Source organism: Methanoculleus sp. 10, from assembly GCF_913757945.1.
Taxonomy (GTDB): Archaea; Halobacteriota; Methanomicrobia; order Methanomicrobiales; family Methanoculleaceae; genus Methanoculleus.
On the sequence record NZ_CAJYDP010000001.1, the window covers coordinates 49,492 to 73,045 of the forward strand.

At 63.3% G+C, this 23,554-nt stretch carries 21 protein-coding genes; 14 read left to right on the plus strand and 7 right to left on the minus strand.

Annotation, left to right across the window (positions count from 1 at the left end; genetic code table 11):
* Positions 1 to 48: 48 nt before the first annotated feature.
* The 8 genes from QZ408_RS00240 to QZ408_RS00275 all read left to right on the plus strand — a co-directional run bounded on the left by QZ408_RS00240 (position 49) and on the right by QZ408_RS00275 (position 9,128).
* Entirely contained in the window at positions 49 to 675 is a 627-nt protein-coding gene (locus QZ408_RS00240) for a bifunctional precorrin-2 dehydrogenase/sirohydrochlorin ferrochelatase (protein WP_292488669.1), read from the plus strand.
* Positions 668 to 1,939 carry a glutamyl-tRNA reductase gene (gene hemA / locus QZ408_RS00245; RefSeq protein ID WP_292488671.1) on the plus strand — a complete coding sequence of 424 codons (1,272 nt, stop codon included), beginning with the start codon at positions 668 to 670 and terminating at the stop codon, positions 1,937 to 1,939. Before QZ408_RS00240 ends, hemA begins: the two co-directional genes overlap by 8 nt.
* Positions 1,918 to 2,901: a porphobilinogen synthase gene (gene hemB / locus QZ408_RS00250; RefSeq protein ID WP_292488673.1), complete on the plus strand. Its 984-nt coding sequence runs from the start codon at positions 1,918 to 1,920 to the stop codon at positions 2,899 to 2,901. The genes hemA and hemB overlap by 22 nt, the downstream gene beginning before the upstream one ends.
* The gene (gene hemL, locus QZ408_RS00255; protein WP_292488676.1) at positions 2,888 to 4,135 is read left to right on the plus strand and encodes a glutamate-1-semialdehyde 2,1-aminomutase; all 1,248 of its coding nucleotides are present in this window, start codon (positions 2,888 to 2,890) and stop codon (positions 4,133 to 4,135) included. The genes hemB and hemL overlap by 14 nt, the downstream gene beginning before the upstream one ends.
* Positions 4,120 to 5,004, plus strand: a complete 885-nt coding sequence (hemC, locus tag QZ408_RS00260) for a hydroxymethylbilane synthase (RefSeq protein WP_292488678.1) — start codon at positions 4,120 to 4,122, stop codon at positions 5,002 to 5,004. Before hemL ends, hemC begins: the two co-directional genes overlap by 16 nt.
* Complete coding sequence (gene cobA, locus QZ408_RS00265; RefSeq protein ID WP_292488680.1) at positions 5,001 to 5,738, plus strand: uroporphyrinogen-III C-methyltransferase; 738 nt, start codon at positions 5,001 to 5,003, stop codon at positions 5,736 to 5,738. Before hemC ends, cobA begins: the two co-directional genes overlap by 4 nt.
* A 450-nt stretch (positions 5,739 to 6,188) precedes the next feature.
* Positions 6,189 to 7,832, plus strand: a complete 1,644-nt coding sequence (ilvD, locus tag QZ408_RS00270) for a dihydroxy-acid dehydratase (RefSeq protein WP_292489215.1) — start codon at positions 6,189 to 6,191, stop codon at positions 7,830 to 7,832.
* Positions 7,833 to 8,546: 714 nt separating this feature from the next.
* Positions 8,547 to 9,128 carry a carbonic anhydrase gene (locus QZ408_RS00275; RefSeq protein ID WP_292488682.1) on the plus strand — a complete coding sequence of 194 codons (582 nt, stop codon included), beginning with the start codon at positions 8,547 to 8,549 and terminating at the stop codon, positions 9,126 to 9,128.
* On the opposite strand, the gene QZ408_RS00280 is transcribed toward QZ408_RS00275, so the two are convergent.
* Together QZ408_RS00280 and QZ408_RS00285 are read right to left on the minus strand one after the other, a co-directional pair.
* Positions 9,125 to 9,469, minus strand: a complete 345-nt coding sequence (locus tag QZ408_RS00280) for a hypothetical protein (protein WP_292488684.1) — start codon at positions 9,467 to 9,469, stop codon at positions 9,125 to 9,127. The two genes, QZ408_RS00275 and QZ408_RS00280, sit on opposite strands and share 4 nt — an antisense overlap.
* A gap of 28 nt (positions 9,470 to 9,497) precedes the next feature.
* Positions 9,498 to 10,379, minus strand: a complete 882-nt coding sequence (locus QZ408_RS00285) for a flavodoxin family protein (RefSeq protein ID WP_292488686.1) — start codon at positions 10,377 to 10,379, stop codon at positions 9,498 to 9,500.
* A 144-nt stretch (positions 10,380 to 10,523) separates the two neighbouring features.
* Here QZ408_RS00285 and carA point away from each other — a divergent pair, with 144 nt between their 5' ends.
* Entirely contained in the window at positions 10,524 to 11,579 is a 1,056-nt protein-coding gene (gene carA, locus QZ408_RS00290) for a glutamine-hydrolyzing carbamoyl-phosphate synthase small subunit (protein WP_292488688.1), read from the plus strand.
* Complete coding sequence (gene carB / locus QZ408_RS00295) at positions 11,579 to 14,749, plus strand: carbamoyl-phosphate synthase large subunit (RefSeq protein ID WP_292488690.1); 3,171 nt, start codon at positions 11,579 to 11,581, stop codon at positions 14,747 to 14,749. Before carA ends, carB begins: the two co-directional genes overlap by 1 nt.
* Before the next feature lie 255 nt (positions 14,750 to 15,004).
* On the opposite strand, the gene QZ408_RS00300 is transcribed toward carB, so the two are convergent.
* From QZ408_RS00300 to QZ408_RS00315, 4 genes are all read right to left on the minus strand, one after another.
* Positions 15,005 to 15,880 (minus strand): glycine betaine ABC transporter substrate-binding protein, encoded by an 876-nt coding sequence (locus QZ408_RS00300; protein ID WP_292488692.1) that lies wholly within the window; start codon positions 15,878 to 15,880, stop codon positions 15,005 to 15,007.
* A 128-nt stretch (positions 15,881 to 16,008) separates the two neighbouring features.
* A complete protein-coding gene (locus tag QZ408_RS00305) occupies positions 16,009 to 16,851 on the minus strand; it encodes a proline/glycine betaine ABC transporter permease (RefSeq protein ID WP_292488694.1) in 843 nt (280 codons plus the stop codon).
* Positions 16,838 to 18,079: a glycine betaine/L-proline ABC transporter ATP-binding protein gene (locus QZ408_RS00310; RefSeq protein ID WP_292489218.1), complete on the minus strand. Its 1,242-nt coding sequence runs from the start codon at positions 18,077 to 18,079 to the stop codon at positions 16,838 to 16,840. The genes QZ408_RS00305 and QZ408_RS00310 overlap by 14 nt, the downstream gene beginning before the upstream one ends.
* 25 nt (positions 18,080 to 18,104) lie before the next feature.
* Complete coding sequence (locus QZ408_RS00315) at positions 18,105 to 18,440, minus strand: hypothetical protein (protein ID WP_292488696.1); 336 nt, start codon at positions 18,438 to 18,440, stop codon at positions 18,105 to 18,107.
* A gap of 93 nt (positions 18,441 to 18,533) precedes the next feature.
* Between QZ408_RS00315 and QZ408_RS00320 the strand changes: the two genes are divergently transcribed.
* Positions 18,534 to 19,721, plus strand: a complete 1,188-nt coding sequence (locus QZ408_RS00320; RefSeq protein WP_292488698.1) for an argininosuccinate synthase — start codon at positions 18,534 to 18,536, stop codon at positions 19,719 to 19,721.
* An 8-nt stretch (positions 19,722 to 19,729) separates the two neighbouring features.
* Here the strand turns inward: QZ408_RS00320 and QZ408_RS00325 are convergent, their stop codons facing one another.
* The gene (locus tag QZ408_RS00325; RefSeq protein WP_292489220.1) at positions 19,730 to 20,134 is read right to left on the minus strand and encodes a pyridoxamine 5'-phosphate oxidase family protein; all 405 of its coding nucleotides are present in this window, start codon (positions 20,132 to 20,134) and stop codon (positions 19,730 to 19,732) included.
* 408 nt (positions 20,135 to 20,542) lie between these two features.
* On the opposite strand from QZ408_RS00325, the gene QZ408_RS00330 reads away from it, so the two are divergent.
* From QZ408_RS00330 to QZ408_RS00340, 3 genes are all read left to right on the plus strand, one after another.
* Positions 20,543 to 22,039 (plus strand): methanogenesis marker 14 protein, encoded by a 1,497-nt coding sequence (locus QZ408_RS00330; protein ID WP_292488700.1) that lies wholly within the window; start codon positions 20,543 to 20,545, stop codon positions 22,037 to 22,039.
* 10 nt (positions 22,040 to 22,049) lie between these two features.
* Positions 22,050 to 22,286, plus strand: a complete 237-nt coding sequence (locus QZ408_RS00335; RefSeq protein ID WP_292488702.1) for a hypothetical protein — start codon at positions 22,050 to 22,052, stop codon at positions 22,284 to 22,286.
* A gap of 93 nt (positions 22,287 to 22,379) precedes the next feature.
* A complete protein-coding gene (locus tag QZ408_RS00340; protein WP_292488704.1) occupies positions 22,380 to 23,435 on the plus strand; it encodes a DMT family transporter in 1,056 nt (351 codons plus the stop codon).
* Positions 23,436 to 23,554 lie beyond the last annotated feature (119 nt).

The following is a 23,554-nucleotide window of genomic DNA, read 5'->3' on the forward strand; positions in this document are numbered from 1 at the left end:
CAGGTTTTTCAACACCTTAATCTATTCCGTTCACCACACTATAGAAGAATGATCCCTCTCATGCTTGACCTGACGGGCAGGAGGGTGCTCATCTTCGGGGGAGGCGACGTCGGTGCCCGGAAGGCTGCGTATTTTGAGCATGAGGCGGAGGTGACGGTGATCAGCCGTTCATTCTCGCCGGACCTTGATGGTCTCGCGATCAGGCGGCAGGAGGCCGACCTCTCCACCCTCCCGGATGAGGCGCTCCGGGATCTCCTCGCGGGCGCCTTCCTCGCGGTAGCTGCGACACCGGACCCGGGACTCAACGACCGTATCGGGAGAGTATGCGCCGCGACCGGCGTCCTCTTCAACAACGCCGCAGGCGTTCCCGGCGATGTCATAGTCCCTTCGGTCGCCCGGGGCAGCCGCTACCTGGTCGCGATCAGCACCCACGGAAAGAGCCCCGCCGTATCGCGGTATCTCCGCATGCGACTCCAGAAGGAGTATGCAGACCTCGACCGGATGATCGACCTGCAGGACGAGGTGCGCTCGATGCTTAAGGAGAGCGAGCCGGTGCAGGCAGAACGGTCCCGCATCCTCTGGAGCATCCTCCGGGATGAAGAGGTCTGGGAAGCGCTTGCCTCCGACTATGACCGGGCACGTACGATGGCGATCGAGAGGTACCTGCATGCCTGATCCGGCCGCAGCCCCGCTCGCGCTCGCGGGCGTGAACCACCACACCGCGGACATCGCCACGATCGAAGCGTTCCGGTTCCCCGACGAGGCGGCGTTCCTCCGCGAGGCACGGGAACGGTTCAGGGGCGTCCTCCTGCTCCAGACCTGCAACCGCGTCGAGGTCCTGGTGGAGGGGGACGCGCGGAGCCTTGAAGGGTTCCTGCAGGAGCAGGGCAGGCGCGACTTCATGGTCATCGAAGGGGAGGCCGTGCCCCGCCATCTCCTGGAACTCGCCGCAGGCATCGATTCCCTGGTCGTCGGCGAGGACCAGATCCTCGGCCAGCTCAAAGCAGCGCTCGCGGCCACGGAGGAGGCAGGGACCGTGAGCACCGTCATCAAGATCTGCATCAACAAGGCGGTGCACGTGGGGGTCAGGGTCCGGCGCCAGACGCAGATCAACCGGGGAGCGGTCTCCGTCGGTTCCGCGGCCGTGACGCTTGCGGAAAAACTCCTCGGCACCCTGCGCGACCGGCACATCCTGGTCATCGGGAGCGGAGAGATGGGGCTGCTGGTGACCCAGGCTCTCTCCGCGAAGGGCCTGACGGCGATATACGTCGCGAACAGGACTTACGAACGTGCGGTGGTGCTTGCGGAGAAGATCGGGGGACGGGCGGTCAACTTCAGGGATCTCTACCGCTACATAGCGCTCTCCGACGTCGTCATCTCCTGCACCGCCGCGCCGCACCCGGTCATCCGCACGGAGGAGATACGGGGGGTGATGGAGAAGCGCCTCTGGCCGCTCGACCCGAGCCCCCGCCACCTGGTCCTCATCGACATCGCCCAGCCCCGCGATATCGAGGATGAGGTGCGGTCCATCAAAGGCGTGCACCTCTTCACCATCGACGACCTCCGGAGCGTCAGCGACGCCGCCATGGACTCCCGGAGGGGTGAGGCGGACCGGGCGCGGGGGATCATCGACGAGGAGTTCGACCACTTCATCCGGCTCCTCCGGCGGACGGCGGCCGACGAGACGCTCGCTCTCCTCTACACCTGGGCGGAGTCGATCCGGGCGCGCGAGCGCGACAGGGCGCTGGCCCGCCTTGGGGAGGAGGATAGCCGCACGGCAGAGATCATCGATGACCTGACGCGGGCGCTCACGAAGAAACTCCTCTCGGACGTGACCGCATCCATCCGCGCGAGCGCGGAGTGCGGCGATACAGCGAAAGCCGAGGGCCTGATGAGGGCGATTACCCGGGGAGAACTATGTTTCCACAACGACGAATGAGACGGATACGGCGGCGGATCATCCAGCCGCTCCTCCGCGAAACAGAACTCAGGAAGACCGACCTCGTTATGCCGGTCTTTGTAGATGAATCGATCAGCACACCGTTACCCATCGCCTCGATGCCGGGGCAGTTCCGGCACCCGGTGGACGGGGTCGCCGACTACTGCGAACGCCTCCTGAACGCCGGCATCCGTGCGGTGATCCTCTTCGGTATCCCGGCGGCGAAAGACAGCGAGGCGACCGGGGCCTGCGCGGCCGACGGCGTCGTCCAGCGAGCCGCTAAAAGCATCAAGGGGCGGCTGCCGCAGATGGTGGTCGCCACCGACGTCTGCGCCTGCGAGTACACCGACCACGGCCACTGCGGCATCGTCGGGGAGACCCCTGACGGCCCGGATCTCAAAAACGACCCCTCTCTCGCGCTGATGGCACGGATCGCCGTCTCCCATGCAGAGAGCGGCGCCGACATCGTCGCGCCGTCGTGTATGCTCGACGGTATGGTGCAGGCGATCAGGGAGGCTCTGGACGCCGCCGGATATCTGGATGTCCTCATCATGTCGTACTCCTCGAAGTTCGCGAGCGCCCTCTACGGGCCGTTCCGCGACGCCGCGGACTCGGGGTTCTCGTTCGGCGACCGGACGACCTACCAGATCAACCCGGGGAACGCCCGGGAGGCGGTGATGGAGTCGGAACTCGACGCCGCCGAAGGGGCTGATATCCTGATGGTCAAGCCGGCCGGGATATACCTCGACATCCTCTCAGCCGTCACGGAGTTCGGGCTGCCGGTTGCGGCCTACCAGGTCAGCGGGGAGTACGCCATGATCAAGGCGGCCGGAGAGCGCGGCTGGCTGGACGAGCGGGCCGTCGCCCTCGAGAGCCTCACCGCCATCAAGCGCGCCGGGGCCGACCTGATCATCACTTACTTTGCCGAAGACGCAGCGGGGTGGCTCGATGAAGAGCAGTGACCTTTTCGCACGGGCAAAGGCCCTGATGCCGGGCGGCGTCAGCAGCCCGGTCAGGGCCATCAAGCCCTACCCGTTCTACGTGGAGCGGGCGGCGGGCTCGCACCTGGCGACCGTCGACGGGGCGGCTCTCATCGACTGCTGCCTCGGCTACGGCCCTCTCATCCTCGGTCACGCGCACCCGGCGGTCAGGGAGGCGATCGAACGCCAGCTCGAGAAGGGCTGGCTCTACGGCACACCGTCGCCGCTTGAGATCGACCTTGCGGAGATCATCACCGGCGACCACCCCGGGATCGATATGGTCCGATTTGTCTCGTCAGGCTCCGAGGCGACGATGGCTGCGATCCGGCTCGCACGGGGCTACACCGGAAAGCAGGACATCATCAAGGTCGAAGGCGGGTTCCACGGCGCCCACGACGCGGTCCTGGTGAAGGCCGGGTCGGGGGCGACCACCCTCGGGGTGCCCGACTCCGCCGGCGTCCTCGCCGACCTTGTGGCCCACACCCGGCAGGTCCCGTATAACGACCCCGAGGCGCTGGAGGCGCTCCTCTCCGGAAACGACGACGTCGCCGCGTTCATCCTCGAACCGATCATGGGAAACATCGGGCCGGTGCTCCCCGACGACGGCTACCTCGCCGACGTCCGGGAGATCACCGCCGCCCACGGCGTCCTTCTCATCCTCGATGAGGTGATCACCGGCTACCGGGTCGGTATCGGCGGCGCTGAGGTGCTCTACGGGGTAAAGCCCGATCTTGCCACATTCGGAAAGATCATCGGCGGCGGCCTCCCCATCGGCGCCTTCGGCGGGCGGCGCGATATCATGGAACTGGTCGCCCCATCGGGGCCGGTCTACCAGGCGGGGACGTTCAGCGGCAACCCGGCAAGCCTTGCGGCGGGGTCTGCGGCCCTCCGCCACCTCCACGAGCACCCGGAGATCTACCGGCGGCTCGACGACGCCACGCGGGCGATCGAGGAGGTGGCTGTCGATGCGCGCCGTGGCTCGTTCGTCAGGATGGGATCGGTCTTCAAGCACTTCTTCCGGGACGCCCCGCCGCACAACTACCGGGAGGTCAAAGAGTGCGACACAGAGGCGTTTTCGCGGTTCTGGAAGGCGATGCTTGATGCAGGGATCTTCCTCCCGCCGTCGCAGTTCGAGACGAACTTCCTCTCTGCTGCGCACACGGAAGCGGATATCGAACAGATAGCAGACGCATACGGGTCATGTCTCTTCGCATAGGCACACGGGGAAGCGCGCTTGCGCTTGCACAGGCAGGAAAGGTGGTCGGCATGCTCGCCGACCGGGGAATTGAAGCGGAGATCGTCACGATCACGACCGAGGGCGATACCGCAACGAATGTCCCGCTCCACGCTATCGGGGGGCAGGGAGTCTTTGTCCGGGCGCTTGACGATGCCATCCTCAGGGGCGAGATCGACGCTGCGGTGCACAGCATGAAGGATATCCCGGCGGCGCGGCCGGCAGGGCTCGTCTGCTGCGCGGTGCTCGAGCGGGATTCGCCTGCGGATTTTCTTGCGCACGAGGCCCCTCTCGACGCGGTCCGCGTCGTCGGATCGTCGAGCACCCGGCGCCGCGCCCAGCTCCTCCGCAACGACCCGACGCTAACGGTGAAGCAACTGCGGGGGAACGTCGATACCCGGATACGGAAGCTCCGCGAGGGGCAGTACGACGCCATCATGCTCGCGGAGGCGGGCCTCGAGCGCCTCGGGCTCAGGCTGCCGGGAGAGCCCCTCCCCACGGACCGGTTCGTCCCGTCCCCAAACCAGGGGACCGTCGCGGTCGTCTGCCGGGACGATCCGGGGATCGCCGGCCCCCTCGCGGCGCTCGACCATGCTCCCACCCGCCTCGACGTGGCGATCGAGCGCGCCGTCATGGAGGAGGTCGGCGGCGGGTGCTTCACCCCGCAGGGGATCTACTGCAGGGGCGGGGACCTGATCGCCGAGGTGCTCGCGCTCGACGGCTCCCGGTGGGAGCGTATCGAGCGGCATGTTGCGACGCCTGAAGAGGCGCGGGCGTGCGGGCGGGCCCTGCGCGGGAAGGCGGAAGACCTGATCCGGGAGGCCTATGCGGCACTGGGGTTGAGATCATGAATGGAAGAGTGTACCTTGTGGGGTCGGGCCCGGGAGGGCTCGGCCTCCTGACGATGAGGGCGCGTGAGGTGATCGACGCGGCGGACGTGGTCCTCTACGACCAGCTCCCGGGCGAGGAGATCCTCGCAACGCTCCCGCGGGACGCCGAACGGATCGACTGCGGGAAGTACGGCGGCAACCACACGCTGGAGCAGCACGAGATAGAAGCGCTGATGGTCGAGAAGGTGAGAGAGGGCAAGACGGTCGTGCGCCTGAAAGGGGGCGACCCCTTCCTCTTTGGCCGCGGCGGAGAAGAGCTTGAGGTGCTCCGGGAGCACGGCATCCCGGTTGAGGTGGTGCCGGGCGTCACGAGCGCCATCGCCGTCCCCGAGATGGTCGGGATCCCGGTCACCCACCGCCGGTACGCATCAACGGTGACGTTCATCACCGGCCACGAGGACCCTACGAAACCCGAGTCCGCCCTCGACTGGGAGGTCCTCGCACGCCTGAAGGGGACGCTTGTGATCCTGATGGGCGTGAAGAACCTCCCTGCCATCACGGCGGCGCTCGCGGCGCACGGCAAAGACCCCGCGACCCCGGTCGCGATCATCGAGAGGGGGCTGCGGCCCGACCAGCGCGTGACGGTCGGGACCATCGCCGATATCGCCGGGAAAGCCCGCACAGCAGGTGTCCGGCCCCCGGCAGTGATCGTCATCGGGGGCGTGGTGGAGTTATATGGTGGGACTGAGGAGTGAGGAGATGGAGTTCCCACTGTGTCAATGCTGTCCCTCCCTTTAGCACTGAATTAGTCGGCGTTGCGACATACTGAATGGCTGAACGAGAGAAAGCCAGGTACACTGGACCGTGGGGGTATCGCCATTGGGGAGGGCTGACGGGGAGGGGAAGCCATCCCCCCCTGTCTCCACTCCCAAAAGAAGGCTGTAACCCCACCCCACCCGGCCTTCGGCCTCCTCCCCCTTCCTGAGGGGGCGGGGGCAGTGCGTGGCGATACCCACCACAAATCCGTGTCCAAGTTTGCTTGATCGATATGATTCGAGTCGCTCGAAGGACGCTTATGTCATGCGCCCTCAAACGCGGTGAACTACTCCTTTCCCCACGCTGAAAAACCTCCCCCCCTGCACCACCACACCGGCAACCGGAACACTCTTTTCCCCCTGCGCGCTTATCCTCCTATGAGAATTACCATGCGGAGTGAGACGGTAAAGATTGGCTACCAGCGTGCTCCAAACCGGGCGCTGCTCAGGTCGCTCGGCGTGACCGACCGCGAGATGGGTCAGCCCTTCATCGGGATAGCAAACGCGTATAACACGATCGTCCCCGGGCACATCCACCTTCGGTCCCTCTCGCAGAAGGTGCAGGAGGGTGTCGCGGCTGCGGGCGGTGTGGCGTTCGAGTTCGGGACCATCGGCATCTGTGACGGGATCGCAATGGGCCACGAGGGGATGCGCTACTCCCTCCCCTCGCGGGAGAACATCGCCGACGCCGTCGAGCTGATGGTCGAGGCGCACCGGTTCGACGGCCTGGTCTGTGTCGGGACCTGCGATAAGATCGTCCCCGGCATGCTCATGGCGGCGGTGCGGTGCAACATCCCGACGATCGTCGTCACCGGCGGCCCGATGCTCCCCGGCTACGCGGCGGGCCGGGAGCTCTCCCTGATCGACATATTCGAGGGCGTGGGCCGCGTCGCCGCCGGCACGATGAGCGAGGAGGAGCTCGGTGAACTCGAGTGCGCGGCGATGCCCGGATGCGGGAGCTGCCAGGGGCTCTACACCGCAAACACCATGGCGTGCGTGACCGAGGCGCTGGGCCTCTCCCTCCCGGGTTGTGCGGCAATCCCGGCGGTCGACGCGGCAAAACTCCGCATAGCCCGGGAGAGCGGGGAGCGGGCGGTCGGCCTCGTCCGGGAGGGCATCCGCCCGCGGGATATCGTCTCGCCGGCGAGCCTCACAAACGCGATAAGGGTGGACATGGCGCTCGGCGGTTCGTCGAACACGGTGCTCCACCTGATGGCCGTCGCCCGGGAGGCGGACGTCCCCCTCGACCTTGAGACCTTCAACGTCATCGGCGAGGAGACCCCTCACATCTGCCACATGCAGCCCGGCGGCCCGCACTCGATGCTCGCCCTCCACCGGGCAGGGGGCATTCCTGCGGTCCTCGCGATGCTTGAGCGCTACATCGACGACGCCCCGACGGTCTCGGGCCGCTCAATCCTCGATATCGCGAGAGAAGCGCGGGTCGCCGACCCGGACGTTATCCGGACGGCCGACGCCCCGGTCAGCCCTGCCGGCGGCCTGAAGGTCGTGCGGGGGTCGCTCGCCCCCGACGGCGCCGTCGTCAAATGCGCCGCGGTCCCGGCGGCGATGTGGCGGCACCAGGGGCCGGCCCGGGTCTTTGACGGCGAGGCGGCGGCGATGGAGGCGATCCTCCACCGCGATATCGCGGAGGGTGACGTCGTCGTGATCCGCTACGAGGGGCCGCGGGGAGCACCCGGGATGCCCGAGATGCTCTCGCCGACGTCTGCGCTGATGGGGCTTGGCTACGCCCGGGTCGCGCTGGTGACCGACGGCCGTTTCTCGGGCGGCACCCGGGGGCCGTGCATCGGGCACGTCGCCCCCGAGGCCGCGGTCGGCGGGCCGATCGCCCTCGTGGAGGACGGGGATGAGATCGCGATCGACCTCTACGAGAAGCGCCTCGACCTCCTGGTTGATCCGGAGATCCTGGAAGAGCGGCGACGGGCCTGGAAACCCCCGGCGCGCCGGCTTACGGGCGTTCTCGCCCGGTACGCGCGGACCGTCGAGCAGGCGAACCTCGGGGCTGTCCAGAGGTGACCTCATCTGCGGAAGATCGTCTCCGGGCGGGATTGATCGGTTGGAGGGTGGTTCGTGCGAAAGGATGTTCCGAGGTGCGGAATGCGACCGGAGGGAGCATGAAAAAACCCAATGGGTTTGGTGTGGGAGCGTAGCGAACACAAGAGACTCGAAGAGTTTCGCTGTGCACCCGGCGGGATGACCACTGGGTGATGTGAGCGGGTCGCCCCTCTCGTAAGAGGATTTTGGAACGGCCCTACTCATATCGTTCCTGAGGCATATAACTTCCCCCTGCGGGGCGAAAGTGTTCGGAAGGTACATCAGGTGGCCGATTCGTCCCGATTCTCTCGTCACGGGGCCTCTCGGCCACAACGATCCGAAGACTTCGATAGAACCCGAGCTCTTCTTATAGGAGAGCGCATACCGGGCTGCCGGTCTCGTGGCCGGGATCAAACATTATCTTTCATGAACAAATCGAGTTTGCTTACCATATTACCTTGTGTACCGTGGTGCGTCGCCCCCTCTCCACCTTGGTTCGAGGAGATGAAGCGTGAGGTATTCCGACGAACCAAATCCCTATTTGGGATAGTAAAACTCCGATTCGCCTTGTTTATGCCTCTTTCTCCCCCTGCAGAATCCAGGCATATGTATTTTTAACCCCCGGGAGGTAACCCCCTCTGCAGGCACAACCCGTCCGTGGCGGGCGCCTGCATACTGTTTAATGGAGTACGAGAGATGATAGAGAAGTTTCTTGAGGGAAACGAACGGTTCAGGGAAGACGACTTCGGAAAGAACCCTGAGCATTACAAGGCCCTGGCATCAAGCCAGCACCCGGTGGTCCTCTGGATCGGATGCTCGGATTCAAGAGTGAACCCCGAACGCATCACCGGCGCACAGGCCGGGGAACTCTTCGTGCAACGGAACATCGGCAACATCGTCCCGGTCCATGACTGGAACTTCGCGACGGTGCTTGAGTATGCGCTCAACCACCTCCAGGTCGGTGACATCGTCATCTGCGGGCACTCGGACTGCGGCGCCATAAAGGGGCTCGACCACGAGAGCGAAGACGCCTACGTCCCGCTCTGGCTCAACAACGCAAGGGAGGCGAAACGCCGCGTCGATGACAGGATGCAGGTTCCGAAGAACCCGGAAGAGGAGAAGATCCGGCTGCGGCTCATCGAGATCGAGAACGTCGGCCTGCAGCTTGAGCACCTCCGCACCTATCCGCCGGTCGTGGCTGCGGAAAAAGAAGGGCGGGTCCGGCTTCACGGCCTGTACTTCGACCTTGCGACCGGAGAGTTGAAGAAGATATTTTAGGACTCTTCAAGCGCATAATCAATCTCCTCTTTTATCAGATCGAGCGAAACCCTCCCGATCGATGTTAGCCTGCCGTTGACGAGAATGATCGGGATGGGGGGATGGCGCTCCTCGATGATCTTCCTGACGTGGTCGGGCATCCCCTCGTCGATCAGGGTCATCTTCACCTCGACCTTATCCCCGTACCCGGCGAGGAGTTCGTCGCGCAGGGCGCTGATGGCATCCATCAGGCTGTTTGACGGGTAGCAGGTCTCAAGACCGCAGGTTCTCGTCTCATCGCAGGGGAACGGGCCGCATTCGGATTCCATGAGCCCGACAATCTCAACAGTCACTTCTGCCATGCATCATCGGTGGGGGAGCGGGGGTATATTATCCTTCGTCCCCGGGGGCGAACAGCGTCCGCAGCGCCGCCCGGACGTCGTCCTCGGACCCCTCAATCTTCCTCACATCCCGGGCCCGGTCGAGATCGCCGATCAGCACCGGGGCGGCCGGACGGATGCCCAGGTTCTCCATGAACATACTGACCACACGGGTTATGCAGACAAACGGCGCGGCCCCCCGCCGTCCCGCGACGGCGACGAGCAGGCCGCGGGCGTGCACCTCTCTTCCCAGCACCTTCTGCCGGGCGTGGAGCCACTGGCAGCGGTCGATCACGGCCTTCAGGCCGGCCGGGACGGTGCCGGTGTAGACCGGCGTACAGACGACGATGACCGAGGCGGACTCGAGAGCCCGGACGATCCCGGGCATATCATCGTCGACCGGGCAATAACCGTAGTTGTAGCAGGCATAACACCCGATGCACGGGCGGATAGAGAGCTCGTGCAGGAAGAAGATTCGGGAGGAGAGGCCTGCCCGTGCGGCCTCGTCAGCGCACCACGACGCAATCCTGGCAGAGTTCCCGAACCGGCGCGGGCTCCCCTGCAGTATGACGACATCAGAGGTGCCGCTCCCGGGGAGCGGGCGGGTGAGACGGCGAGAGCGGGTGTAGGCGTGGGGGCGGGACGCCACGTCGTGCGCGAGCCGCGAGAAGAGGATCTCCGCCGCCTCCCGGGTATCGATGAGTGAGCCGGGCGGCACCTCGTAGGAGTTGACGGCGTAGGTGGCGACCGGCTCCGCGCCGCAGAGGACCTCAACGGTATACCGGATCATGCCCGGGTAGATGCTTCCGAGGTCGTCGAGGATGAGCCGGATGGTAAACGTCCCCTCAGGTGTCTCGATCGCGCGGATCTTCTCCACCGCGCCCTCACTCATCACGCGTCACCCGGTACGCCGCCCGATCCGGCAGTTGGGGGAATATGAGCCCTTTTTTCAGGGTTTCCGGCCGGCTTTCCGGGGAAGATGTGCGATCCGTCATTACCGTTAATAAGGAATCCGTTCCACATGGTATGGTAATCCATGAAGGCGGTTCTGGGTCTTGAAGACGGAACATTTGTTGTAGGGAGCGGTTTTGGCGTTGAGGGGGTATGTTCCGGTGAACTCGTCTTTTCCACACAGATGACCGGTTACATGGAGGCATTAACGGATCCCAGTTATGCCGGGCAGATATTGATGTTTACGTATCCCCTCATCGGGAACTATGGTGTGGATCTAGAGAATTTTGAGAGTCCCCGGGTTCACGCACGGGGCTGTGTTGCGCGCGAGATCGCTCGCGTGCCCACCATGCGGCCGTCGGTTGCAGAATACTTCGAAGAGAACGGCCTTCTCGGGATATCGGGCGTCGATACCCGCAGCCTGACGATAAAGACCCGGACGGTCGGTACACTCCGCGCATCGCTCATCGTCGGCAGCGATGACGGAGAAGAAGCGGTCCGGCGCGCCCGGGCCGCCCCCCCGGTCGGCGACGCCGACCTCATCGCGAGCGTCTCCTGCCCCGGGCCCTACCGTATCGGCGGCACCGGGAAACGGATCGCCGTCATCGACCTCGGGGTGAAACGGCATATCCTTGCAAGCCTCAGCCGCCGTGGCGCCGATATCCATGTCTTCCCGCACACCGCCGCGCCCGATGAGATCATGGCGGCAAAGCCCGATGCGCTCTTCATCAGCAACGGTCCCGGCGACCCGAGGAGGGCAGTCGACGCCATCCGGTGCGTCCGGGAGCTCGCCGGCGCGGTGCCGGTCATCGGCATCTGCATGGGCATCCAGGTGACTGCTCTCGCGCTCGGCGCCGAGACCTACAAGATGAAGTTCGGCCACCGCGGGACAAACCAGCCGGTCCGTTACCGGGACGGGAGCATATCCATCACCACCCAGAACCACGGTTTTGCGGTGGATGGAGAGACCCTGCCCGAGGGATGCACCGTCTCGTACCGGAACGTGAACGACGGCACGGTCGAGGGGTTCGAGGACCAGAACCTCAACATCACCTGCGTCCAGTTCCACCCGGAGGCGCACGGCGGCCCCCGGGATACGGAGATGCACTTCTTTGACCGCGTATACAGGGGGATCCCGTAATGCCGCGGAAGTCTCACATCAAAAAGGTCCTCATCATCGGCTCCGGCCCCATCCAGATCGGGCAGGCGGCAGAGTTCGACTTCTCCGGGTCGCAGGCCTGCCGGGCGCTCCGGGAAGAGGGCGTCGAGGTCGTCCTCGTCAACTCAAACCCCGCAACGATCCAGACCGACCCCGATACGGCGGACGTCATCTACATCGAGCCCCTGAAGGCCGAGATCATAGCAAAGATCATCCAGAAGGAGAGACCGGACGGGATCCTGAGCGGCATGGGCGGCCAGACCGGCCTCAACATGACGGCGGAGCTCGCGGAGATGGGTGCGCTTGCGGGCGTGGAGATCCTCGGGACGCCGCTTGAGGCGATCTACCGGGGGGAGGACCGCGAGCAGTTCCGTGACCTGATGAACGCTATCGGGGAGCCCGTCCCCCGGAGCATGATCCTCGGGAACATGAACCAGATCGATGAGGCCATCCGGGAGGTCGGTCTCCCGGCGATCATCAGGCCCGCATACACCCTCGGCGGATCGGGCGGCGGTGTTGCGCATACGCCTGATGAGATGCGGCGGATCATCGAGATCGGGCTCACACGCTCCCGTATCCGCCAGGTGCTGGTGGAAGAGAGCGTCGCCGGGTGGAAGGAGATCGAGTTCGAGGTGATGCGGGACGCATCCGACACCTGCATCATCGTCTGCGGCATGGAGAACGTCGACCCGATGGGCATCCATACCGGCGAGAGCGTCGTCGTTGCGCCCATCCTCACCCTGCGGGACGACGAGTACCAGACGCTCCGGAGCGCCGCGATAAAGATCATCCGGGCGCTCGACGTCCAGGGCGGGTGCAACATCCAGTTCGCCTACAAGGACGGCGACTACCGGATCATCGAGGTGAACCCCCGGGTCTCGCGGTCGTCTGCACTCGCATCCAAGGCGACCGGCTACCCGATCGCCCGGGTGGCGGCAAAGATCGCCATAGGGCTCCGTCTCGACGAGATCATGAACACCGTGACCGGCGTCACCCCGGCATCCTTCGAGCCTGCCATCGATTACGTCGTCGTGAAGGTGCCCCGGTGGCCGTTTGACAAGTTCAAGTCTGCAGACCGGACGCTCACCACGGCGATGAAGAGCACCGGCGAAGTTATGGCGATCGGCCGGACGGTCGAGGAGGCGTTCAAGAAGGCGCTCCGGTCGCTTGATACCGACATGAAACGGCACACAAACCCAAACGAGATCCGGATGATCCTCACGGCCCCGACCGACGAGCGGTTTGGGTGCCTCTTCGACGCATTCCGGGAGGGGTTCACGGTCGAGGAGGTCGCCGGCCTCACCTCCATCACGCCGTTCTTTTTAGAGAAGATCAAAAACATCGTGGACCTCGAACGGAGGCTCGGGACCGCCTGTGGGCCCGGGGATATCAGGGCCGCCAAACGCTACGGATTCTCGGACGAGGAACTGCAGGCCCTGACCGGGAAGACCGCCGACGAGATCGTGGCTCTCGCGGGGGCGCCGACCTACAAGATGGTGGACACCTGCGCTGCGGAGTTCCCGGCCACCACGCCCTACTTCTACTCGACCTGGGAAGAAGGGTGCGAGCTCACCCGGGACGGTGCGAAGAAGGTGCTGATCCTCGGGTCCGGGCCGATCCGGATCGGCCAGGGGATCGAGTTCGACTACTGCACCGTCCACGCGGTGATGGCGCTGCGCGAGGAGGAAGGGATCGAGGTCCATATCGTCAACAACAACCCCGAGACTGTCTCGACCGACGCCGACACGTCCGACCGGCTCTTCTTTGAGCCGATGCAGCTTGAAGACGTCGTGAACATCCTCAAGAAGGACGACTACTACGGCGTCCTGGTCCAGTTCGGCGGCCAGAACTCGGTGAACCTGGCCGTGCCGCTTGAGGCCGAGATCAAGCGCCTCGGCCTTCCGACGAAGATCCTCGGCACGTCGCCCGACGCCATGGATGCGGCGGAAGACCGCGACCGGTTCAGCCGGCTCCTTTCCCGGCTCGGTATACCGAGCCCGGCGAACAGTTCCGCCTACTCGGAGGAGGAGGCGCGAACGATGGCCCGGGCAATCGGCTACCCGGTCCTCGTGCGGCCGTCCTATGTCCTCGGCGGGCGGGCGATGGAACTCGTCCACGACGAGTTCGAGCTTGAGAGTTACATCGCAGAGGCCGTCCGCGTGAGCAGGAAACACCCGGTGCTGATCGACTCGTTCCTCAGGAGCGCCGTCGAGATCGACGTCGATGCGGTCTCTGACGGGACGGACGTCCTGATCGGGGGCATCATGGAGCACATCGAGTGGGCCGGGGTCCACTCCGGCGACTCGGCCTGTGTCATCCCGCCGCAGTCCCTCTCGCCCTCGGTGATCGCGCGGGTGCGCGACTACACGAAGAAGATCGCGCTCGGCCTTGGGGTCGTCGGGCTGATCAATATCCAGTACGCCGTCCAGGACGATGTCGTCTACGTGCTCGAGGCAAACCCGCGTGCAAGCCGGACGGTGCCGTTCGTCGCGAAGGCGACGGGTGTTGCGCTTGCGAAGCTTGCGGCGAAGGTGATGGTGGGGAGAAAGCTCGCCGATATGGGTGTCACCGAGCCCGAGATCGAGCACGTCGCGGTCAAAGAGGTGCTCCTCCCCTTCAACAAACTCCCCGGTGTCGACACCGTCCTTGGGCCCGAGATGAAGAGCACCGGCGAGGTGATGGGGATCGATTACGACTTCGGCCGCGCCTACTACAAGGCGAGCACCGCCGCGGACAACACCCTGCCGACGGCAGGAAACATCTTCATATCGGTGACGGACGAGCAGAAGGAAGAGATCCTGCCGATCGCGCGGAAACTCCGGGAACTCGGCCTCTCGCTCTACGGCACGAGCGGGACGGTCGACTTCCTCACCCAGAACGGCGTCGAGGCAAACCTCGTGCGGAAGGTCCAGGAAGGCTCCCCGAACGTCATCGACATCATGCGTTCCGGGGGTATCCGGCTGATCATCAACACCCCGGCAGATAAGGCCTCCCGGCAGGACCATATCCAGATCATGCGGGCCGCCGTCGATTACGGCATCCCCTACATCACGACGCTCCAGGCGGCGCGGGCCGCTGCGATGGCGATCGACGCCATCAAGCGCGAAGAGATCACCCTCGAACCGCTCGGGCACTACCACGAGCTGGTATGATCCGGGAACGTAGCACCCTCTCTTTTTGTTCCGGTGTTGCCGTCTGCGTCAGTTTACGCGAAGAACGCGAAGCCTTGATGGGGCGTTGCAAATCCATCTGCCGAACTTCGCGAACTTCCGCGGCTTCGCGCGAGGCTACAGGGATTCCTGGCGTTGTATTCGATCATATTTCGGAGGCCACGCCACCTGTTTCCATCGTCTGTGGGGATATGCGGAGTTACGCAAAGCGGTTATACAGAGCCAAAAAAGAGAGGGTTATGCCTTCCCAAGCCAGGCGTTGACCCTGTCGCGGTTGGCATCGATCCATGTCTTTGCGGCTTCCTCTTCAGGCATGCCGCCCGCAATATCGGTCATGACCGAGGCGATATCCTCGCCGGTCCACTCAAACCGGGTCAGGATGCCGTAGGCTTCCGGGTCGTCGGTCTTCAAGCCCTGCCGCGCGAGGGTCACGATATCTTCGGCCCCGCCGTAGATGCCCTTCGGATCCTCAAGGAACTTGAGGTCGTAGCGGCCGAACTTCCAGTGCGGTGACCACCCGGTCACCGCGATCCACTCCTCATCGTTGATAGCGGAGCCGAGTTCAGCTGCCATGCCGGCACTGCTGCTTGCGATCAGGCCGTAATCAAGGCCGTATTCCGCAATGGCCTGCTCGGTCCGGGCCATAACGCCCGCTCCGGGCTCGATACCGACGATCCTGCCGCCGAACTTATCTGCGACACTGTTCATCTCCTCGATCGAGTCGATGGTCACGCAGGTGGGGACGACGAGCCCGATACGTGCTGCACCGGGGATGTTGGCCCTGACGTAATCGATCCTGTCGCCGTACTGCTCCCAGTAACGCTCATGAGTGTGCGGGAGCCATCCGGTCGTCGTGAAATCGACGTTTCCGTTAGCAAGCGCCTGGAAGAGCGGCCCTGCGTCGACGGCGACCAGGTTGACGTCATACCCTGCTTCTTCAAAGACCTGCTTCATCACGTTGGTGCTCGCGATGGCGCAGTCCCAGGTGACGTAGCCGATGCTGATCTTCTTTTTGGGCTCGGTCGCTCCTGTGCCGGCGCATCCGGCAGAGAAGAGGCAGAGCATCAGAACAATACCTGTCAGTACGAGTACGCTTCCTTTCTTTTGAATCATTTCTTCACCTTGTCATTGTTTACCGCCAGAAGGCGGCCAGATGGCATTTCAAGCCCGACTATGTGGGGTTCCGGGCTCTGACGAACTGTCCGGGGCGGATGAGCGGGGCCCGGTTCACTCTGAACGGGTCACCGGGTGTCATGCTGCGGCACAAGGTTCTGGGTGATCCGATCGAGGACGATCGCGATGATCACGATGGCAAGCCCCGCCTCAAACCCCATACCGATATCCACCCGCTGGATGCCCACGAGCACCTGGTAGCCGAGCCCCCCCGCCCCGATCATCGATGCGATGACGGTCATGGAGAGGGCGAGCATGATACACTGGTTCACCCCCGCCATGATGGTGGGGAGCGCGACCGGGAGTTGCACCTTGAAGAGTTTCTGGCGGGGCGTGGAGCCGAAGGCGTCCGCGACCTCGATCAGTTCGGTCGGCACCTGCCGAATCCCGAGATTGGTGAGGCGGAGCGCCGGCGGCATCGCAAAGACGACCGTCGCGATGGTGCCCGGGACGCTCCCGAGCCCGAAGAAGATCACCGCCGGTATGAGGTAGACGAACGAGGGCATGGTCTGCATCAGGTCGAGGAGCGGCCGGAGCGCGGCATTGAGGGCGTCGCTCCCTGCAGCCGCGATCCCGACCGGGATCGATATCGCGAGCGCAAGGGCCGTCGAGGCGAGGACGAGTGCCAGGGTGAGCATCGCGAGGTCCCAGAGTTCAAGATTCCAGATCAGCAGCAGGCCAAGCGCGGTCAGCGCCGCCAGCCTGATATTCCGCCGGGTGACGAACCAGACCAGCACGCTCAAGATGAGGATCAGGACCAGTGGCGGTGTGGCGATAAGGAGGTCCTGGAATCCTTCGATGAGGTATCCAAGCCCTTCGCTGATGCCGTCAAGCAGCCAGCCGAAGTACTCGTCGATCCAGTCGACGAGCATCTCGACAGCCTCTCCCACGGGAAGTTTAGGCAGCTGCATGAGTGTTCTCTCCCTTTCGTGCGAGAGCTGCAAGGATGGCGCCGCGTGATATGACCCCTCTGAGCCTGCCCGCGTCGTCCACCACCGCCACAGGGTGGGGGCTCTCGACGATCAGCGGGATGATGTCGGATAGCGTTGCATCGGGAGCCACAATGGGGATCTCGGTGATGAGAATATCCTTCATCTCTTTTCCCCTCCTGACAGCCCTGGCGGCATCGTCGAGCGTCACCCGCCCCCGAAGCAAGCGTTGCCGGGTGACGACGAATATCCCTGCAATATCGTGCTCCTCCATGAGGTGCAGGGCTACCCTTGGTCCTGCGGTGCACTGGGCAACCGGTTCGGGGCGGCGCATCACGTCGCTTGCCGAGAGCACCCTTGTCAGATCCACATCGGCGACGAACCGTTCAACGTAGGCATTCTCCGGGTTGGTCAGGATCTCCTCCGGCGTACCGATCTGCACGATCGCGCCATCCTTCATCAGGGCGATGCGGTCGCCGAGTTTCAGGGCCTCATCGAGATCGTGGGTGACGAAGATGATCGTCTTAGCCAACCGTTGCTGGAGATCCAGCAGTTCATCCTGCATATCCCTCCTGATGAGCGGATCAAGCGCGCTGAACGCCTCGTCCATCAGGAGTATATCCGGGTCGCTCGTGAGCGCCCGGGCAAGCCCGACCCGCTGCTTCATGCCGCCGGAGAGCTCGCCAGGCATGCTCGCCCCGTAGCCGCCAAGCCCCACCGTCCGGAGCACTTCTTCGGCTTTCCGCTGGCGCTCATTCACCGGGATGCCCTGGATCTCAAGACCGAAGGCGACGTTGTCGAGGACCGTCCGGTGAGGGAGGAGAGCAAAGCTCTGGAAGATCATGCCCAATTTACGCCGCCGGGTTGCTCGCAGTTCCTCCTGGCTCATCCTGACGATATCTTCGCCGTCGATCAGTATTGTGCCCTCGGTAGGGTCGATAAGCCGGTTGATGCAGCGCAGAAGAGTTGATTTCCCGCTCCCGGAGAGCCCCATCAGGACGAACGTCTCGCCCCGCATAACCTCGAATGAAACGTTATTGAGGGCCAGCCTCGCACCGGTCTTCTCATAGATCTCCTGCTTTGAGCAACCGGACCGGTGCAGTGCCAGTGCTTCTCCGGGATCCTGTCCAAATACTCGGGTCAGACCATTTACACTGATGATTGGTTGTAGTGATGTTGAGTCTTCTGTGGGTGATGCCTGCTCAAGAATAACAGAACCCTCCGACTCACGATTTCTATTTTATCTGTTTTATAATTTCTGATTTCGAAAATAGCCCAATATTAAAGGGAATTTCAGTTTTTCCGGCATTTTGTGGTGCATTCAGGGATAGAGTACAGTCGTGCCTGTTATTCTGCGATTTATCGCCGGTTTGTCGATCATTCTTCGCATAACGTTCATTTTTCCTGATCTCGTTCTCACGCCCCTCCGCCCTGGAAGTCCCGACTGCGCCGGGACTGCAGGTGTCGTCACAATGGATGCCCTGTGCATCTCCGCACCCCGGATCTCCGGTATCCCCCGACCCCTGGAAATACCGGTAACAGTTCCGGTTCCTCCCGGTGCGCCCGTCCATACCATTTCTTTTATTGGGTGAGAGGTCGTATCAATGTAGATTACTCCAGACTGTCGCTGTCCGACAGGAACCAGGAACGCGGAGATCAGTACCATGGAAAAGAGAAAAGTCGTCCTAGCGTTTTCGGGAGGTCTCGACACCTCCGTCTGTATCCCCCTCCTGCGCGAGCACTACGGGTTTGACGAGATCGTCACCGTTGCAGTCGACGTGGGCCAGCCCGAGGAGGAGGTTGCCCGGGCAACAGAGAAGGGCCGGATGCTTGCAGATAACCACTACACCATCGATGCGAAGGAGAAGTTCATAGCAGAGTGCATCTTCCCCTCGATAAAAGCGAACGGGTCCTACGAGGGCTACCCGATGGGCACGGCCCTCGCCCGCCCGCTGATCGCCGAAGAGATCGTGAAGGTCGCAGAGAAGGAAGGCGCCTCGACGGTTGCGCACGGGTGCACCGGAAAAGGAAACGACCAGCTCCGGTTCGACTTCATCTTCAGGTCCGCCGGCTACGAGATCGTTGCACCGATGCGGGAGATGAACCTGACCCGCGAGTGGGAGATCTGCTACGCGCAGGAGCACAACGTCCCGGTGAGCGTCGGGAAAGAGAACCCCTACAGCGTCGACGAGAACTGCTGGAGCCGGAGCATCGAAGGCGGCAGGCTCGAGGACCCGGCCTTCCGCCCGCCCGAGGAGATCTACGCCTGGACGGTATCGCCGAAGGAGGCCCCCGACGCCGTGGAGGAGATCAGGATCGAGTTCGAGCAGGGGGTCCCGGTCGCCCTCAACGGGAAGAGACTTCCCGGCATCGCCCTGATCCGGGAGCTGAACCGGATCGCCGGCAGGAACGGCGTGGGCCGCAACGACATGGTCGAGGACCGGATCCTCGGCCTGAAGGCCCGCGAGATCTACGAGCACCCGGCCGCGACCGTCCTCCTTGCCGCGCACCGCGACCTCGAGCGCCTCGTCCTGACCCGCTCGGAGCTCGCGTTCAAGCACATCGTCGACGACAAATGGTCGGAGCTCGCCTACATGGGGCTCGTGCACGAACCGCTCTTCTATGCGCTCAATGCGTTCATCGATAAGACGCAGGAGCGTGCGAGCGGCGTCGTGGACATCGGCCTCTACAAGGGCAGCCTCTCGGTGCTCGGCCGGAGCTCGGATGCCGGGCTCTATTCGGGCGACCTCGTCTCCTTTGACTCGACGACGATCGACCAGAACCACGCTGTCGGGTTCTCGAATTATTTCGGGCTGCAGGCGCGCCTGCTCAAAAACCTCAAAAAGTGTTGAAGGGGTGCTTACAGCACCTTCTTCCCGGCCTCTTTTCCCGGCGTACACTCGAAGACGTCGGTGATCTTGATGACGATAAGTGACTTCGCCGGGTACTTGTCGCTCTTTGCTTTCATCTGGTTTCGGAACTTCTCGTACTCGGGGCCGGACGTCTTAACCTCCGTTGAGCCCTTTATCTGGAAGCAGCGCTTCGATTCCTGATCGTAGAAGTAAAGGGCTACAACAGGGTTCTCCTTCAGGTTCTCCAGTGTTTTGACCATGTAGTTGTCCATGATCCAGACGGTATCGTCGCCCACGAGCTGTATGGATGCCATCGGCGCCACGTTCGGGATGCCGCTCTTCGACGCGGTGGCCATCGGCATGACTTTGGTCCTGGTAAATATATCCTTAACTTCGTTTGAAAGCGCAACCATACGGTTCACCTCTTCCTGGGAACGGACCGGGCGCGGCGAAGCGCCGGAGCCTTTCCGGTAATGTGGTTATCCGCGCTATCGCTATATAAAGGACTCTGCCGGCCCGGGTAGTGGACCGGCACATCTCGTCTTCCATGCTGCTTCCGCGTGCGGCCTGGTCCCGGTCTTTGCCGCATGAGGCGACCCGCGGTCTGCAGTCGCCACCCCCACCGTACCGGGCAGCACCCCACCGTATGCGTGCCGAAGTCCCCGTATCCCCGCCCGAATCGGCACAGGTCCCCGGCGGGATCGGTATACGGCAATCCGGCCCGCCAGGGCGAGTCTCGCCGGGGGTCCCTTTCTCCCTGCGTTCCGGGCATCCGGAGGTGTATAGAAAATTATAAGCAGGCAGACACGGAAAAGACTACTATGTGTGCCCGCTTTTTGGAGCGCTTTTTCAAACCTACGCCGCATATCGTCGAAAGCCCGCCACCGCCGTCGCTCTCCCACGGACCGGGCGACGGTGTTCCCGAGTACCGGGTGAAGCCCTATTTTATCGTGGCGTCTGTTGAGATGGGCAATACTACGACAAAGTGCATCCTGACCGGCACGAACCTGGAGACGGGCAGGTCATACGTCATCAACAAGACCGTGACCATGAGCCGGGACGTCCGGCGGCCGTTGCCCGGCGAGACGATCTTCGGGGAAACCCTGGACGGCACGGAACTGACCCGGGAATCGGTCACGGATCTGGTGCGCGATACCCTGATCCGGTGCCACAACGAGGCTCACCTGAGTATCAAGGACGACCTGGACTTCGTCGTCAGGAGCACCGGCGTCGTGGCGGCGATGGACTCGCCCGACCAGGTCGGGGACTTTGTCATTGCTCTCGCAAACGGCTGCCTCGCCGCCGGCGTCCCCCCGCGAAAGATGACGCCCCCGATGTCGATCGACAACCTCCCGCCGAAACTCCGGCAGTTCTCGTTCGCCGACCGGGTGGTCTTCGTCGGTGCGGTGGCCGGCGTCGTGCCGCCGGTCGGGTGTACCGGCGTTGAGATGGTGGCAAACGAGATGGAGGGAGAACTTGCAATGGCGGGGATCAAGGAGGGTGCCAAGTGGACGGCCGTCGACTTCCGGAACCCCTGCATCTCCATCGACTTCGGGACGACGCTTGACGGACGGATCACGAGCGACGTCGCCCGCGATGACCCGAACCCGTTCGCCCAGACGATCGGGAACTTCTGCGGGCTTGCCGGGGCCATACCGGATGCTATCGTCCGGGGCACCGGGCTCGTGAAGGGGCGGACGGGGACGGCCCTCGACCTCTTTGGCGATCACAGCATTCAGGGCGCGTTCGGGGGCAGGAAACGCTCGGTCGTCGAGGGCTACGTCGACCGGTGCCACGACCACATCGATATCCGGATCGTCCCTCCCGACCGGACGCGGTTCGGGCGGGTGCCGGTCTGCGCGGAGGTGGCCGACAAGTCGGGCGTTGCCCTCATCGGGTGCGACTCGGGCGTCAACGGGAGTGAGACGCCGGTTCTCGAGGAGATCGGGCACGAGATCTACGAGAAGCACGGCATGGGCATGTTGACCGAGGTCGTCGACCGGGTCTGCGCGAAGATGGCGCTCCGGCTCGTCGATGTCGCCATCGAGAGGGGGCTCGTCCCGCCGAACTCGTCGATAGGGTTCACCGGGCGGGCGGCGATCTCGGGGAGGAAACCCGAATACATCCTCGAGGGCATCACTGAACGGAACCTCTACGACACTCCGAACGACCACCTGGTCTTCGTGGACGACGGTCTTGCCCGGGGTGCGGCACTGATGGGGCGGTGCATGAACTCTCTCGGGAAACCGAAGGCCCCGCTCGGCGGCGTGCGGGGAGGGCCATGTATTATGTCCCGCCGGATCAAAGTAGGAAAGTAGGATATGGTAAATGATGGCTGAGGAAGAACTCTACGATCTGCTCGTTCCCCCGGGCGTGCCCCGGAAGATGCTGTACGATGTCGCTGAGAAGTACGACGTGGAAGTGGTGCGGCGGCCGCAGAAGATGGCGTTTGCGAACATGGGCGGGGATGCAAGGGAACTGCTCGCGTTCCGCGGCAGAAGAGAGGTCGTCGAAGAGGTGCAGAAATATCTTTTCGCGCGGCTCAAAGAGTTCGTCGAGGAATAGGTGTAGTAACCCCGCAGTATCCCTCAATACGAACAATTACCTTTCTTTCATTGAATGTCCCGCCGCGCAAGTGGCCGGGAAGGTAACTCTGCCATGGTGAAACATGCGTGGTCTCCGGTAGGCTATGCCCTCCTTTCTACCCTGTTGTTCGGGATAAGCACCCCGCTCTCAAAGATCCTGGTCGGGGATATCTCACCGGTTCTCCTCGTCGCCTTCCTGTACCTCGGGACCGCTCTCGGGATGTTCCTTCTCGGGAAGGTCCTGAAATCCCGGCATAATCCCCTGTCAGGGGAAGCGGGGATACGGGTTTACGACATCCCGTGGCTCCTGCTGGCAATTCTCGCCGGTGGCGTCATTGCACCGATCCTGCTGATGTCCAGCCTGGCGGTCACTCCTGCTGCGACGGCATCTCTGCTCCTGAACTTTGAAGGCGTCGCAACGATGATAATCGCCTTCGCGGTATTCCATGAGTCGGTCGGGAGGCGTATCTGGGTAGCACTCGGGATCATCACGCTCGCAAGTTTGTTGCTGTCATGGGAGCCCAACGCTGCTTTTGGATTCTCTGTCGGTGCAGTCGGGATACTGCTCGCCTGTATTTTGTGGGGCATCGACAACAATGCCACCCGGAATATCTCCGGAAAAGACCCGTTTGCCATTGTTACGATTAAGGGCCTTTTTGCGGGAAGTATGGCCCTGATCCTTGCGATACCGGGACACGACTCCCTTCCCGGGTTACCCTTGGTCCTTGCTGCGATGCTTCTGGGGTTTCTGTGTTATGGTGTGAGTATGGTCCTGTTTATCCGTGCGCTACGGGATCTCGGCGCGGCCCGGACGGGTGCATACTACAGCACCGCACCCTTCATCGGTGCGGCACTCTCATTTCTCATGTTCGGGGAGTATCCGGACCTGCAGCTGACGATTGCGTTTGGCATGATGCTTGCAGGGGCCCTGGTCCTCACAACCGAGAGGCATCAGCATCAGCACCACCATGCTCCGATCGAGCATGAGCACCTCCATCATCACCCCGAAGAACACCATATGCATGGCCATAACGGAGCTACCGGGGATCATGCACATCCTCATCTCCACGAACCGCTGGACCATGACCATCCGCACTCTCCCGACCTCCATCACAGACATGAACGGTGAACTACCCCGCCCCCCGGGGGCAGGGGCAGTGCGTGGGGATACCCGGTGGAAAGCCGTTCCAGGAAGCGGTGCTGACGCCGGTTTCTCGATCTGGCGCCGGTTGGCGAGAGGGACCAGGT

Coding starts and splice junctions, on each gene's coding strand:
- QZ408_RS00320 (WP_292488698.1), top strand. CDS start 18,534: ATGGAAAAGAGAAAAGTCGTCCTAGCGTTTTCGGGAGGTCTCGACACC.
- hemL (WP_292488676.1), top strand. CDS start 2,888: ATGAAGAGCAGTGACCTTTTCGCACGGGCAAAGGCCCTGATGCCGGGC.
- QZ408_RS00305 (WP_292488694.1), bottom strand. CDS start 16,851: ATGCAGCTGCCTAAACTTCCCGTGGGAGAGGCTGTCGAGATGCTCGTC.
- QZ408_RS00300 (WP_292488692.1), bottom strand. CDS start 15,880: ATGATTCAAAAGAAAGGAAGCGTACTCGTACTGACAGGTATTGTTCTG.
- QZ408_RS00340 (WP_292488704.1), top strand. CDS start 22,380: ATGGTGAAACATGCGTGGTCTCCGGTAGGCTATGCCCTCCTTTCTACC.
- QZ408_RS00275 (WP_292488682.1), top strand. CDS start 8,547: ATGATAGAGAAGTTTCTTGAGGGAAACGAACGGTTCAGGGAAGACGAC.
- cobA (WP_292488680.1), top strand. CDS start 5,001: ATGAATGGAAGAGTGTACCTTGTGGGGTCGGGCCCGGGAGGGCTCGGC.
- hemC (WP_292488678.1), top strand. CDS start 4,120: ATGTCTCTTCGCATAGGCACACGGGGAAGCGCGCTTGCGCTTGCACAG.
- hemA (WP_292488671.1), top strand. CDS start 668: ATGCCTGATCCGGCCGCAGCCCCGCTCGCGCTCGCGGGCGTGAACCAC.
- ilvD (WP_292489215.1), top strand. CDS start 6,189: ATGCGGAGTGAGACGGTAAAGATTGGCTACCAGCGTGCTCCAAACCGG.
- carB (WP_292488690.1), top strand. CDS start 11,579: ATGCCGCGGAAGTCTCACATCAAAAAGGTCCTCATCATCGGCTCCGGC.
- carA (WP_292488688.1), top strand. CDS start 10,524: ATGAAGGCGGTTCTGGGTCTTGAAGACGGAACATTTGTTGTAGGGAGC.
- QZ408_RS00330 (WP_292488700.1), top strand. CDS start 20,543: ATGTGTGCCCGCTTTTTGGAGCGCTTTTTCAAACCTACGCCGCATATC.
- QZ408_RS00325 (WP_292489220.1), bottom strand. CDS start 20,134: ATGGTTGCGCTTTCAAACGAAGTTAAGGATATATTTACCAGGACCAAA.
- QZ408_RS00315 (WP_292488696.1), bottom strand. CDS start 18,440: ATGGACGGGCGCACCGGGAGGAACCGGAACTGTTACCGGTATTTCCAG.
- hemB (WP_292488673.1), top strand. CDS start 1,918: ATGTTTCCACAACGACGAATGAGACGGATACGGCGGCGGATCATCCAG.
- QZ408_RS00335 (WP_292488702.1), top strand. CDS start 22,050: ATGATGGCTGAGGAAGAACTCTACGATCTGCTCGTTCCCCCGGGCGTG.
- QZ408_RS00280 (WP_292488684.1), bottom strand. CDS start 9,469: ATGGCAGAAGTGACTGTTGAGATTGTCGGGCTCATGGAATCCGAATGC.
- QZ408_RS00240 (WP_292488669.1), top strand. CDS start 49: ATGATCCCTCTCATGCTTGACCTGACGGGCAGGAGGGTGCTCATCTTC.
- QZ408_RS00285 (WP_292488686.1), bottom strand. CDS start 10,379: ATGAGTGAGGGCGCGGTGGAGAAGATCCGCGCGATCGAGACACCTGAG.